Annotated in this window: 11 protein-coding genes; 2 read left to right on the top strand and 9 right to left on the bottom strand. The window is 59.8% G+C overall.

Going from position 1 to position 13,539, the window contains the following annotated elements; genetic code table 11:
* Nucleotides 1–64: 64 nt before the first annotated feature.
* A complete protein-coding gene (locus G7W63_RS18410; protein ID WP_166261860.1) occupies nt 65–490 on the top strand; it encodes a CBS domain-containing protein in 426 nt (141 codons plus the stop codon).
* Between the two features lie 92 nt (nt 491–582).
* Here the strand turns inward: G7W63_RS18410 and G7W63_RS18405 are convergent, their stop codons facing one another.
* From G7W63_RS18405 to G7W63_RS18385, 5 genes are all read right to left on the bottom strand, one after another.
* Complete coding sequence (locus G7W63_RS18405) at nt 583–2,166, bottom strand: OpgD/OpgG family glucan biosynthesis protein (protein ID WP_207308996.1); 1,584 nt, start codon at nt 2,164–2,166, stop codon at nt 583–585.
* Nucleotides 2,167–2,221: 55 nt separating this feature from the next.
* Nucleotides 2,222–4,339 (bottom strand): glucans biosynthesis glucosyltransferase MdoH, encoded by a 2,118-nt coding sequence (mdoH, locus tag G7W63_RS18400; RefSeq protein WP_166261858.1) that lies wholly within the window; start codon nt 4,337–4,339, stop codon nt 2,222–2,224.
* The gene (locus G7W63_RS18395; protein ID WP_166261856.1) at nt 4,332–4,586 is read right to left on the bottom strand and encodes a hypothetical protein; all 255 of its coding nucleotides are present in this window, start codon (nt 4,584–4,586) and stop codon (nt 4,332–4,334) included. The genes mdoH and G7W63_RS18395 overlap by 8 nt, the downstream gene beginning before the upstream one ends.
* 14 nt (nt 4,587–4,600) lie before the next feature.
* Nucleotides 4,601–6,148, bottom strand: a complete 1,548-nt coding sequence (locus G7W63_RS18390) for a glucan biosynthesis protein G (protein WP_166261854.1) — start codon at nt 6,146–6,148, stop codon at nt 4,601–4,603.
* A gap of 434 nt (nt 6,149–6,582) precedes the next feature.
* Nucleotides 6,583–7,794, bottom strand: coding sequence for a ShlB/FhaC/HecB family hemolysin secretion/activation protein (locus G7W63_RS18385; protein WP_166261852.1), 1,212 nt, complete (start codon nt 7,792–7,794; stop codon nt 6,583–6,585).
* Between the two features lie 392 nt (nt 7,795–8,186).
* On the opposite strand from G7W63_RS18385, the gene G7W63_RS18380 reads away from it, so the two are divergent.
* A complete protein-coding gene (locus tag G7W63_RS18380; protein WP_242634490.1) occupies nt 8,187–8,933 on the top strand; it encodes a spermidine synthase in 747 nt (248 codons plus the stop codon).
* On the opposite strand, the gene G7W63_RS18375 is transcribed toward G7W63_RS18380, so the two are convergent.
* The 4 genes from G7W63_RS18375 to G7W63_RS18360 are packed head-to-tail and all read right to left on the bottom strand — an operon-like array spanning nt 8,917 to nt 13,416.
* Nucleotides 8,917–9,684, bottom strand: a complete 768-nt coding sequence (locus G7W63_RS18375; RefSeq protein WP_166261850.1) for a (2Fe-2S)-binding protein — start codon at nt 9,682–9,684, stop codon at nt 8,917–8,919. The genes G7W63_RS18380 and G7W63_RS18375 overlap by 17 nt on opposite strands.
* Nucleotides 9,671–11,722, bottom strand: coding sequence for a Fe(3+)-hydroxamate ABC transporter permease FhuB (gene fhuB, locus G7W63_RS18370; protein WP_166261847.1), 2,052 nt, complete (start codon nt 11,720–11,722; stop codon nt 9,671–9,673). The genes G7W63_RS18375 and fhuB overlap by 14 nt, the downstream gene beginning before the upstream one ends.
* Nucleotides 11,712–12,641, bottom strand: a complete 930-nt coding sequence (locus tag G7W63_RS18365) for an ABC transporter substrate-binding protein (protein WP_166261845.1) — start codon at nt 12,639–12,641, stop codon at nt 11,712–11,714. The genes fhuB and G7W63_RS18365 overlap by 11 nt, the downstream gene beginning before the upstream one ends.
* Nucleotides 12,631–13,416: an ABC transporter ATP-binding protein gene (locus G7W63_RS18360; RefSeq protein ID WP_166262395.1), complete on the bottom strand. Its 786-nt coding sequence runs from the start codon at nt 13,414–13,416 to the stop codon at nt 12,631–12,633. The genes G7W63_RS18365 and G7W63_RS18360 overlap by 11 nt, the downstream gene beginning before the upstream one ends.
* Between the last annotated feature and the right edge of the window lie 123 nt (nt 13,417–13,539).

The following is a 13,539-nucleotide window of genomic DNA, read 5'->3' as shown; positions in this document are numbered from 1 at the left end:
ATGCAGCCGGCCAAGGCTGCGTGTCTCTCGCCCCCATTGGTTCAGGCAGAAAGGAGGCTTAACCATGAAAGTAAGAGATGTAATGACCAAACGGCCCCATTATCTGGATTCGGACGTCACCATCCAGGAGGTCGTGCAGACCATGCGCGACAACAACACAGGGTTTGAGCCCCTGGTTAACAACGACAAGGTGGTTGGAGTGGTCACCGACCGGGACATCGCCTTACGCGCCTTTTCCGAAGGCAAGAACCCCAATGACAAAGCCAGCAGTATCGCCACGGAACGGGTGCTGTACACCTTCGAAAATGACGACGTAACCGATGTGGTCCAGAACATGGTTGACCAGCAGGTTCAGCGTTTGCTTGTGCTAAACAACGACAGCAACAAGGACCTGACGGGGATTATCACCCTGAGTGATATTGCTGACCATTGCGACGATGCCGACCTGGCGAAAAAGCTTGTCAGTGCTGCTCGTCATTACCAGAAATAGGCAGTAAGCCAAGCGACAGTATGGCTAAACCAGGCCCGGCCGGCACAGGATGAAGCCCGTGCCGGCGGTGGCTTTCGTTTACCCTTTGAGCTTCAGTAAAGGGTCCGCTCGTCTTCCGGGGGCGGCGTATACTGATAGACCCAGGTTTCGGTCAGCGGCTGGTCACCCAGGCGCAGATAAACCCTCAGGTCGATGGGCTCTTCTGAATCACCGGGTACCAGATCGAACATGGCGCGATAACCGTTGATCTCCTCAAGAGGCCTGGCTGAGGTTATCTCCACCCCTCCTCGGCTTGCGTTGATGACGGCTTCTACCTCTGCATCCGGCCCCAACATCGTTAATGGCCCGCCCGCGAAGTCTATGGCGAACCGCCATGAAAACTTGGTTCGTTCCTGACCCACCACTCCCCCCAGCCCGGTTCGGGTGGCCACCGTTCTGGCCAGACTATGAGGCGCCTGTGGCGGTTCGGCACCCCAGGTCAGGCGGTAGGACACCAGATGCTCCTGGTCTGGCGCCAGGGGCTCTTGCGGATTCCAGAACGCCACAATATTATCAAATGTCTCGTCGGTGGTGGGAATCTCGACCAGCATCACCTGACCACGGCCCCAGTCTTCACCAGGCTCAACCCAGGCACTGGGCCGGCGGTCGTAGTACACGCCGTCGTCCTGGTAGTGATCGAAATTCCGGTCCCGCTGAAGCAAGCCGAAACCCCTGGGGTTCCGATCGACGAAGCTATTGACCATCACCGATCTCGGATTCACCAGGGGCCGCCATAGCCACTCGCCAGCGCCCGTCCAGAGACTGAGCCCATCGGAATCATGGATCTCGGGCCGCCAGTCATAACCCATCCTGCGGTCATTTTCGCCGACCTGATACATGCTGGTAAGAGGCGCAATACCTACCCGCTCAATGCTGGTTCGGGGGTAGAGTGCCGCACTGATGTCCATCACCATGTCCCGTCCCGGGAACAGATCAAAAGCGTAGGCCCCGGTCACGCTGGGCGATTCCATCAGGGCATAGACCGTCAGTTTTCCGGACCCGGGCTCGGGCTTCTCCAGCCAGAAAGCGGTAAAAACCGGAAACTCCTCCTCTCCAGGCAGCCCTGTATCAATAGCGAGACCCCGGGCGGAGAGGCCGTACTGCAACTCCTCCCCTACCGCCCGAAAATAGCTGGCTCCCAGAAAAGCAGCCAGATCCAGCTTGAAATTGGTATGGAACTGGATCCGGAACCCGGCGTAGCCCAGGTCTTCCGGCAGATCCCCGAGCGGATTTTCGCCGCTGTATTTGAAAAAATCCGGATTGTAGGGAATCTTCCGGGCCTCGCCATCGGTCACTTCGTAAATACGAACCGGGGTCTGGAAGAACAGACCAAGGTGGAAAAGCTGGGCCTGAAACGCCAGGTCATCCTCCCGCCAGAGAGCTTTTTCGGGCCGAAACTGGATTTTCTGGTAGTCGTCCCATGAAATGGACTTGAGAGTTTCCGGCAATTCACCTTCATGGGATTGATGGGGTCGTGACGACAGGTCACGGGCATGCCCCTTGAGCCAGGCGAAATCAAACGGTTCCGCTTCACCTGAAGGCTTGGCCCAGGCAAGTTGCCCGGTCAGCAGAGCCGGCACCGGAAGCCCCCAGGCTCCCAGGGCGGCCGCCATTTTCAATAGCTCACGTCGTTCCATTGCAGAGCATCTCCCTGTCCTTATTTGTAAACCCCGGATTTGTTAAGCCCCGGATTCAGCTCTCATCCGCCAGCACCGCCAGGCGGCGGCCCCAGAAAGAATCGGGGTTGGACCGCCAGGCGCCTTTGTGCAAATCAAGTAACGAATCCCGGTCGCGACACAGGTGACTCAGTTCACTTCGGGTAAGGGCTGCAGGCCCATCCTTCAGGCAGCGCCTGACCAGTTTGCCCAACGTCTCCCGGCGCAGTTGGCCCCGGTGTGTGCGGGCAAAACTCTGGTGCATGTGATTGACCCGGGGGGCGAGCACGGCTTCCTCAAATCGGGTCAGCCCCTTTATCGGGGGCAACAGCTGATGCTCATCCGTGGTGTCATTGAGCAAAACCGGCGGCCTGAGTTCCTCCGGAATCAGCAGCAGCTTGCGCCGCCGAAGTGCATCACCGGGCCGGTTCCGACTCAGCAGAACCGAGGTGGGCGCCGCCAGCACAAGAGGAATCGCAACAGGTAGCGACCAGAAGAAAAACATGATGTCCAGATTCCAGGCAAAGGCCGACCATGCCAGCCCGGCAATGGTGCCTGGTAGCTGGGTCATGAAAGCCTGACGCCAGGAAGTGGCTTCGGTACGATTCTGCCCGCCCCAGTGCAGCGACAGGTTAAACAATGCCCCAAGCACGTAACGGCTGTGGGCCAGCATACGGATGGGGGCCAGTAGCACAGAGATGCCAATCTCGACGAACACACTGGCTATGAGCCGGAGGAAACCGCCAAACGCAGCGGTTTGCCGTTTCACGACAACGTCCAGTATCGCCATGAACTTGGGCAGGAACAGCAGTGCAAGGGTACTGAGGGCCAGGGTCACGGCCCATATCGGTCGCCATTCCGGCCACAACGGGAATAGCCCATGATAACCCTCAGGGAAATAGTTGATGGGCGCCAGCGCCATTTGGGCTGCCTCTACAGTCGTCAGCACCAGGAACGCGAGCCACAGTGGGGAAGCCACGTAAGCCATGATGCCGTTGAAAAAGGCAAGCCGGTGAGCGAACCGGATGCCCCGGCCAAACAGCATGATCCAGAGGTGTTGCAGGTTGCCCTTGGACCAGCGTTCGTCCCGGGTCAGTTCATCCGCCAGCGATGGCGGCGACTCCTCATAACTTTCACCCAGGCCGGGCTCGAGCCAGACTTCGTAACCGGCCCGACCCATGTAGGCGGCTTCGACGAAGTCGTGGCTCATGATCGGTCCACTGAAGAGCCCGAACCCGGGCAGCTTGCGCAGGCCACAGTGGGCCATAAATGCATCCACGCGAATGATTGCATTATGGCCCCAGAAAGCGGCGTCGCCCATCTGTATGGCCGCCAGTCCGGTTGAGAATAGAGGTGAATAGACCCGATTGGCGAACTGCTGGAGGCGGGCAAACAGCGAGCGGCCATTGATCACGTTGGGGTTGGTCTGGAGAATGCCTGTACCCGGCTCACGCTGCATGAGCTGAACCATCTTTACCAGGGTGCGCCCGCTGAGCAAGCTGTCGGCATCCAGCACGATCATGTATTTGCAACGCCGGCCCCAGCGGCGAAGAAAATCGGCAACGTTGCCGCTCTTATAGTTCAGGTTTACCGTGCGACGGCGATAAAAAAGCCGGCCATCGGCGCCCAGTTCGTCGCACATGCTTTGCCAGGCCGCCTGCTCTTCCAGCCAGACGTTCGGATCCCGGCTGTCAGAAAGAATATAGAACTCAAAATGCTCAAGCTGTCCGGTGCGCTCAATGTCACGATAGACCGCCCGCAGGCCACGCAGCGTCCGTTGCACCGGTTCGTGATAGATAGGCATGACCACAGCCGTGGGAGCCAGGGTGGTGGCGGCCAGTTCTTCATCATTGTGGCGTTTCAGCAGGGAATAGCGGTCACCACCGCCAAGCCTCAGTATCAGTCCTATGACTGCTGTCCAGAAGCCTACTGCGATCCAGGCGTAGAGAATGGCAAACAGCACCACCAACCCCTTTTCGACCCAGGTACTGCCATGGTAAGGCAGCACCCAGAGCAGGTAATAACAGGCCACGGACGTCTGGCCCAGCACCAGAAGTATAAGTAGCGTTCGACGGAAAAAGGCAACCCCGCGCCAACGCACCTTGCCAGGCGGCGGCACAATGTCTTCATGGGCCGTAACCACAGCGTCAACCATAGGGGAAATATCCAATACTGCCACGGGCCAGCGGGGGGCGCTGGGTGGGCACCTGCAGCTCCGGTAGATGGAAGAACTCAGGTACCCGGTCCACAATCCGGGCCATCAGGTCTTCACTGCCGTCCGCCATGGCGACATCGACTACCTTCAGTGCCTTTCGGCAGACCTCATTGGTCGGCTCAACGCCGTAACCCTTCAGGTACGCAATGACTCTGTCGAGCGCCTGCTGACATAATACCTTCGCCATATCCCTGCCTGTTTCTAGTTGTTTGCGTTCCCTCGCAACCCCTGCCCCGCTGGCAACTCATAGGTCCAGGTCTCGGTCAGAGGCTCGCCTTCGGCTTCAAGAAACGCCCTGAGCGAGAGCGTGGCATCTGCATCGGGTTTAACCAGCATCGACAGACGCCACACCTGTTTGGGCTCGATATATTCCACAAAATGTTCGATCACTTCGGTTTTCTCATTTCCAGATACCTTGCTTATAACCGAGGCATCGGGTTTGAGGCCGTCCAGGGCATTGCCTGCGAAATCCACGATGAACCGGAAGGCGCCATCGGTGTCCCCGCCGCCAATACGCTCGCCGTCGCCCACAAAAGTGCGCTTGGCACGTCCGCCGGGTTGATCGGTGATGTCTTCTTCGCCAAAGAACAACTGATAGCGACGGCTAAACTCATCCCCTGCTTGTGCATTTGCCTCTGAGCGCCAGAATGCGACCATATTGTCGTTGGTTTCCGAATGGGTCGGGATTTCCACCAGAACAATATCGCCTTTGCCCCACTCGCCCTGGGGTTTTACCCAGGCACTGGGACGATTCTCATAACGGGCTTCCATGTCCTCAAAGTGATGGAATTCCCGATCACGCTGCATCAGGCCAAAACCCTTTATGTTTTCTGTCTGCAGATAGCTGACCCTAAGCGTCTCTGGATTGGTCAGCGGACGCCACAACCACTCGCCGGAGGCCCCGTCGTGGACCAGCAGGCCATCGGAATCATGGGCCTGGGGGCGCCATTCGCCGAAAGGACGGGGGGTGTTCTCGCCGTAATAGAACATGCTGGTCAACGGTGCAAAGCCCAGCAGGGTCGCATTGCGGCGCATATAGAGCCGCACGGAAACGTCAACGCGTGTGGCTTCCCCGGGATAGACCTCAAACCGGTAGGCCCCGGTTACGCTGGGCCCGTCCAGCAGACCATAGACCACCATGGAATCAGCCTCGGCCGACGGCTGCTCAAGCCAGTATTCAATAAAGGCCGGGTATTCTTCGCCGGAGGAAAGACCGGTATCGATGGCTATACCCCGGGCTGAAAGGCCAAAGTTATTGTCACTTCCCACACCCCTGAAATAACTGGCTCCGGCGAACACCAGAAACTGGTTCTGGGTGTCCTCGGACGTCAGCGGATAGGTGAGCTTGAATCCGGTATAACCCAGATCGGCCGGTATGCGTTTGGAAAAGCCGTCGTTGGGAAAGTCGAAGTGGCTTTTGTCGAAGCTGATCTGACGAACGCCGTCGGAATCGATCTCGTTAAGCCTCACCGGATGACCGTAGAAACTTCCGGGGGCCATCATCATGACTTCAAATTTCGAGGGTTCGTCACGCCACAGGCTGGCCTCCGGCTTGAAACGCACTTCACGATACTGATCATAGCTGAGGTCACGCAGGAACTGGGGCACCTGCTCTGGTGCCTTATAGCTTTCGGCTGCAAGCGCCTTGGCTTTTTCCGCGACCTGGTCAAAACCGAAAGAGTCGGCAATTGCAGGGGATATGCAGGTGGCGAGTACAACCGATGCCAAAGTAATCCGTGCTAAGAACATGGACTTTCCATCTCCGTATATCGCGACCCCATGTGTCTGCGGAAAATGCCATGGTCCGGTCCGGCTCAGCAAGCCGCAACGGCATCACGACAGCGCCTGGAGAAAGCGGGGTCAGCGTCCCTTTTTATAGAATGTTCCAGCCTGCGATGGCAAACACTTACTCCACCGCAACCGCTTATGAGACACGGCCAGGCGGACCCCTTCAAGTGACAAGTACGTAACGGGGGGTGGAGAGAGCATTTTCCAGGGCAAAAAACCTGGCTACCAGACCAACTCTGGCACTAGCTGATCTAAGCGTAGCATAAGTGTGCCTGCCGCATAGATTTACCCTTGCAGACACATTATCCATGCAAACACAGGTCGTCAGAAGCAAAGTACGGTAGGGGTCGTGCTACGGGGTCACTGACGATCAGCGAACCAGGAAGACGGCGGCACTAGAGATCGAAGGAAAGGGAGAGGGACATGTCGGGCACGTCAGGTCGATGGGCAGCATCATCTGAGGCGGCGAGAAGTGTGCCCACCCGGAAGCCTGCACTGAGCCCATCGCCCCGGAGGTTGAACCCCAACTCAGCGGCACTGGCACTGCCATGGCGACTCTGGTTCACTTCATCCTCCGGAATCCAGCCCTTCAGGACCGACAATTGAAGGTTGGCGCGGAAGCCAGGCACATAGAAAATGGGGGACCAGGGACTGTTTGCGTTCATCCGCAACCACCCGCCCTGACTGGCCCCCAGACTCTGACCAGCAAAGCCGTGCATCATGCCGGAGCTGAACGCCAGCACGTGCTGGGAACCGGGCAGAATGTCAGGGGTGAACTGGTATCGGCCATTGAGATCGTAGTGCCAGCGCCAGAGTTCTTTACTGAGCTTGCTCTGAAAAATGTACTTGCGGTACTCCGTGCGCTGCTCGCCGGACCATTGCTCATCACCATCGGCACCGAACATTTCGAGACCGCGCTCAGCCATCAGGCTGGTGGTTGCCGTAGTATCCAGCGCCAGGTACTGCCGCAGCCGCCCCTCGACCCTAAGCGTTGAGAATCGGCGACTGGCATCATCATTGCGATCGCCTTCAACGAAATATTCGCTGTCCCGCGTGCCCAGCCCCAGCACCGCGCCGAACACCGTATTGTCGGTACTGAGCAGGGTGCGATTGGCACTGAAGTTGACCGCACGATTGTTACCGCTGACCTGGTACTTGCGCTCGGAATTCATCGCCGAGCGTTCGTACTCGTGCATATTGCCGTACACCCGGATAGTGCCGGCACGCCAGGGGAAGGAGTAGTCGAATCCGAAGCCACGGGTCTGGGCATCACTACGGGCAAGTGACCGACGGTAATTCAGTGCCAGAGCATCGTTTAGCCCGGTCAGGTCGCTGGCCGCCAGGCCCAGTTCACCCCGATAGTCACCATCCTGCTGATGGCTGTCGCCATCGATGGCAACCCGCTCCTCGAGCCAGCCGGGGGGCGCAGAAACGACCATCTTGCCAACAGGCGAGGCGGTTTCGGTTGGTGAGCTGGTGTCGTTCTTGGACGTTTCACTGGCGAACTCGTCAACCACGGGCGCAATGGCGTCTGCCCAATGGGCCTGAGTGCCAGGACTCAGACCCAGCAGACACACAAGCACAGCAATACGTGGGCGAAACGTCACGATAGTTGGCCTTTCGGATTATCGGGAAATGGCGACGAGGCTCCAGGCCTCCGGAGTGCGGACACGTGGTGGAGTAGAGCTCATTGGCTTGCAATATAAAGCAAGACAATGGGGTGTTCCAGCCCGGGAGTTGACAAAATTTCAAATTCTTACAAATTTAATTTTTGACTGAAAACATGCGGTTGAAAATGATACTGAATGTAAGTTCGTAATGCAGAAGGTAGTCCGCCTGTAGCCGTCGTCGGACGGCCAAAATGCCCTGATCCGAACCTGAAACGGCACTGGAATGGACTTTGATCCGGCCGGGCACCGGTGAATTTTGCAACAGACTGACGAACCGTCGTAAGGTTGCGGAGCCATAACCCTTACCGACCAATAACCAGACGACCAAGATGAACCTGAGCCTCCGCGGCACCATCGTTCACCGGACCGGAGACGCCCTGGGCGACATTCTGGTGATCGACCATGGCAAACATCGGATCCTGAGCTTCGATTCGGTCTTTGAGCAGAGCAAAATCAAACGTCTGCGACCCCATGTGCCGGTTCACGAATACAACCGTGCCATGCTGCTTCCCCTTGTCTGGCGTGAGCCCCGCCACGCGACGATTCTGGGCCTTGGCGGCGGCGTGCTGCTCGGCGCCCTCCACACCATGCTGCCGGCATGCGAACTTCATGCGGTAGAGCTTCGGGGCGAGGTGGTCGCGGTGGCAAGGGAGTATTTCAGCCTCCCCCAGGGCCACAACATCAGGATTACGGTCAGCGACGCCCGGCCCGCCTTGCGCGAACTGGCTCCTGGCAGTACGGACCTGATCCTGGCCGACATGTATGGCGCTGATCATATGAGCCCCGCCCAATCCCAACGACGTTTTATTGACCAGTGCCTGGATGCCCTTTCAGAGTCCGGCTGGCTGGCAATCAACTATCACCGCTCGCCCCAGGACGGGCCACTGTTCCAGCATATCCGCCGGTGTTTTGCGAGTGTGTTCATGTTCAGGAGCAAGACCAACAATTACGTGCTCTACGCCAGCGTTCAGCCGGCCGCTCCCATTACCAGAGAAAACCCCAGGCTGAAGGAACTGCAAAGGCGGCTGCCTATCGACTGGACAGGACTGGCAGGCCGTATTACGCCGATGAACTGACCACCTTTGCCATTCGCTCTTTGCGGTAGATACCGCAGGTCCCGCAGTAGCCGCCATTCGGCAATTTGAATTTCAGGCAGCAGCCACGTCGCTGGGGGATGGCACAGGGATGACGATTGAACTCCAGGGGAATCCAGTCGATAAAACGCCGGGCATCGCAGTCAAACTGGTTCAGCCATTCGGTCGCTTCCTGACACAGGCGCTCTGGCGGAGCCTTATCGTAAAGGGCGGAGAAAGGCGCACACAGGCCCAGACCGACACTGCTCCAGAAAGCGCCCGGACTTACCCCGAGGCTGTGTCGGAAGAACGGATACCAACGATTGAGCTCCCGGGCGATGAGCGCAAGAAAGTCGCTTACGGACTGTGCGGAAGCGCTTGGGCGCCACTGCCAGGCCGGTGTTTTGGGGCCGGGGGCAAGCCAGATATCTTCCGCAACTGGAACCCGGCTGGCACCGTCAAGCAGCAGTCGGGTCACGGCTGGCGCAACGATGGTCAGAGCAAGATCCTGGTGCAGAACCGATGCATAGACCCGCAGTGGCTCTGCATTACGTTGTTCCCGCAACGGGCCAGTCATGACTTCAGGACAGGCCAAGCTGGCCGCCAGGCCGATGGGCGCATACCCGGGGGCCTGCCTGTTTAGGGAACCCTCTGGCTCTGCGACATCCATGCTGACGGCAACGGCCTTGGGGGTAACGTCAGCTTCCTGAAGCAGTGCGTCGTAACGTTCCAGCCAGACCTCATGCTCGGCCATGACGACTCATACCCCACAGGAAGTAGCCGCCACCCACCAGGGCAGCCAGGAGGCCGGCAGGCAATTGATAGGGAAACATCACCACCCGGGCCAGGTAATCGGCACCAGCCAGCAGCAAGGCACCCACCAGGGCTGCTACCAGCAGTTGGCGGATCGCCGATTGCTGCCCCAGAACCCGGGCAAGGTGCGGTGCCATGAGCCCAACGAAACTCAGAGGTCCGATGACCATGGTGGCCGCCGCGGTCAGGAAGGCCGCCAGCAACAGCAGCAGAAGGCGGGCCTTTGACACCGGCAGCCCCAGGGACCGGGCTGAGCTGGAGCCCAAGGGTAATATGACCAGGGCTCTGGAGCCCATCAGGGCGACCACCGCCAGCACCAGGGTAATCGCGGCCAGGGATATAGCCTCAGGGCCGGTAACCAGCCAGGTCGACCCTGCCATCCAGTTCAGCAGCCGCACCGCATCCGTGCCGCCGCCCGCCAGCACCAACCGCAGGCCGGCGTCCATAAAAACATAGATGGCAACCCCGCCCAACAGCAGTTGGTGCCCGGAAAACTGATGACGACGGGACAGGGCCAGTAACAGCAACAGAACGGCGGCGCCACCGGCCCCGCCTGTGAGTAACTGGATACTCCGGCTCTGGTCCGCCCCCAACAACGTCAGGGCCACCATGGCGAGAGCGGCGCCGGAGCTTATGCCGAGAATCTCCGGACTCGCCATGACATTGCCGGTGAGCCGCTGGATAATGGTACCTGCAAGCCCGAGCGCAACCCCCGCAGCCATGGCTGCGAGCAGGCGCGGGCCCCGCCAGGGCATGACATCCTGCCAGTTCGCGGGGGCGGTCCAGCGCCAGCCCTCCAGGCCCGGCGCCCAGCCCAGCGACAGTACAGCAACCGCGACGAGTAGCGCCCCGCCCACCACCAGGATAGGTTTCAGCGGATAGCGTTTGGGAATGAAGCGGGCCGGCCCGGAGTTCTCACCGGGCATATGGCGGTCATTCTTCATGGTCCGCAGCGCCAGCAGTATGACCGGCCCGCCGATCAGAGCGGTGGCCGTTCCGGTTGGCACCAGTTTGCCATCCGTCCAGCCCGTGGCCCATTGCGCCAGCACATCCGCCAGTAGCAACAGGCCGCCCCCCAGCAAGGCGCTCCAGACCAGCTTTTGCGCCAGTGTGCGGGCGCCCAGCAGCCGTGCCAGCACCGGTGCGGCCAGGCCGATAAAGGCCACCACGCCAACGCGACTGACCACAAAGGCTGTCATCAGTACCACCAGCAAGAGTGCCAGCAGGCGCAGGGCCCCGACGTTGGCTCCCAGGGACCGCGCCGACCCGGCCCCCAGCTGTAGCAGCTGCAGAGGTTTCATCAGCAGGACCAGGGCGATCCCCACAACCAGTACCCGCGGCCAGAGTTCCATAAACTGGGACCAGTCATTCTGTACCAGGGAGCCGGCACCCCAGATAAACAGATTGCCCAGATACTCGCCGTGGAACAACAGGAAGGCGGTGTTAAGAGCGCCCAGAAAGAAGCTGATCACCAGACCGGCCAGGATGACCGTGACTGGCGAAAACCCCAGCTTCCAGGTCAGGGCAACTACCAGTCCGGCAGCCAGAAGACCGCCTGCGACAGCCACAAAGTCAGGACTCAGGGCCAGCAGGGCCGGTGCGTACAGGGTGGTTACTGCGATGCTTAACTGGGCGCCGGACTCAACCCCGAGGGTAGTCGGCGACGCCAGGGGATTCCCCAGCACCTGTTGCAGCACTGCCCCGGCCAAGCCAAGGCCCAGGCCGATAAGAATGGCCATGGCGAATCTCGGGGCCCAGCTGTAGTAAATCATCACCTGATCGTAACCGGGGTTATCTGAGGTATCGACGGTATCGAGGGCAAAAGCCTGTAAAAAAGCACTCAAACCCATCTGGTCCAGCCAGGGCATGACCGTGATCGCGCAGGCCACGGCCCAGAGCATGGCCGCTGCTAACGGCAGGCGCAGCGGCAGTCCGGACCGCGGCGCTGTCGCATGGGCTGAGCTCACTTCAGCGAACATTGCTCTGCCCTCCAGCCAGTAACGCCTCCGTTAAAAGCCGCGCCATCCGTTTTACCGAGTGCACTCCGCCATAGGCCCAGACCGGCTCAACCTGATAGATCTCGCCGGAGCTGACCACAGGTAAATACCGCCAGAACGGACTTTGTTCAAGCTGTGCGGCCAGGCCCGGGGCAACAGGGGAGATAGCGACCAAGCGGATGCCTGCCAGGTCGCCGAAGGCCTCAAGCCCGACCATGGAAAAACCCCAGAAGTTACCCGGCTCGGTCCACGCATTGTCCAGACCAAGTCCTTCCAGCGCAGCCTGTAGCTGTCCGTTGGGCGCATTGACCCGCACATGCCGTGCGTCCATGAAGTTGACCAGTGCCACAGGTTTGCCTGTGAGACCTGCAGCCTCAAGGCGCGCCCGGTTTTCTGCCAGCTCCTGATCAAGGTCGGCAAGGGCCTGCCGAGCCTGCTCCTGACGGTCGAGAATGCCGCCCAGGGCAAGCAGCATATCGCGGGCGCGGGCAAACGGCTGGGCACCCTGGTCGTAAACACTGATCACGTAGGTGGGCGCAATGTCACGCAACTGCTCCCAGGCCGGCGCCAGTTGCCCGCTGGTGACGATCAGGTCGGGTTGCAACTCCGCAATTGCCTCCAGACTGGGAGCGCTTCGCATCCCGACATTGGGGACGTAGTCGGGTAACTCGGGCTCCTGGACCCACACCGGGTAACCGCTCTTATCGGCAATCCCCACCGGCACCACCCCCAGCATAAGCAGGGCCTCGGTGGCTGCCCAGTTGAGGGCAACGATTCTCTGGGGCGTTCCCTCCAGCTCAACCTGTCCGCGTTCATGCTGCCAGACGCCTGCCTGGCTTAAAGAAGAGCTGAGAAGCGTGCACAGGAAGAAAAGAAACCACCCGCGTGGCCTAGTGGACATAGGAAACCCACTGCCCCGGCATCCGTTCCATCACCCCCATCGGAACGCTGAAGATGGCCTGCAGGGTGTCGCCGTCCATGATCTGCGCAGGCGTGCCGTCGGCTATCAGCTGGCCACCGCCGGCACCGCTACGCAAGGCGACCAGACGGTCACAGAAGCGAGCCGCCAGGTCCACATCGTGAAGCACCATGATCACCGTCAGCTCCCGTTCCTCGGCCAGGCGGTGGATCAGGCGCAGGGTTTCCACCTGATGCCGGACATCCAGTGCCGATATGGGCTCATCCAGCAACAGGCATCGGGTCTGCTGGGCCAGCAGCATGGCAATCCAGGCCCGCTGGCGCTCGCCGCCGGACAGGGTGTCCACGGAACGGTGACTGAACCCCGCAAGGCCTGTATCCGCGATGGCCCGGTCGATGAGCTGGTAGTCATTCCTGCCGTATCTTCCCAGTGGCCCCCGCCAGGGGTAGCGCCCCAGCGCGACCAGTTCCCTGACCGTGAGCCCATCCGTAGCGGGCGGATGCTGGGGCAGGTAGCCCACGGTACGGGCGAATTCCCGCGCCCCGGTGCGCTCGCAGTCATGACCCTCGAGCAGAACCTGACCTGACGTAGGCTTGAGCTGACGTGCGAGTACGTTGAGCAGGGTGGATTTACCCGAACCGTTGTGACCCAGCAGGGCAGTAACCTCGCCCTCTGCAAAGCCGATACTGATGTCCTGGAGTATCTGTGTCGACCCGACGCGAACGCTGAGATCTTTAACGTCAAGGAAAGGCATCATGGCGGGCTCCGGACTCTTCGAATGGGGTCGCTTGCGGTCTCGGGATGAGAGCATGGCAAACCGCATTTCCTGCTGCCGTGGGCAACAGGAAACGTCAACCCCGGAAGATTAATCTAAATGCGA

Source organism: Marinobacter salicampi, from assembly GCF_011074795.1.
GTDB classification, from domain to species: Bacteria; Pseudomonadota; Gammaproteobacteria; order Pseudomonadales; family Oleiphilaceae; genus Marinobacter; species Marinobacter salicampi.
This window is presented reverse-complemented; position numbering and strand designations above follow the sequence as displayed.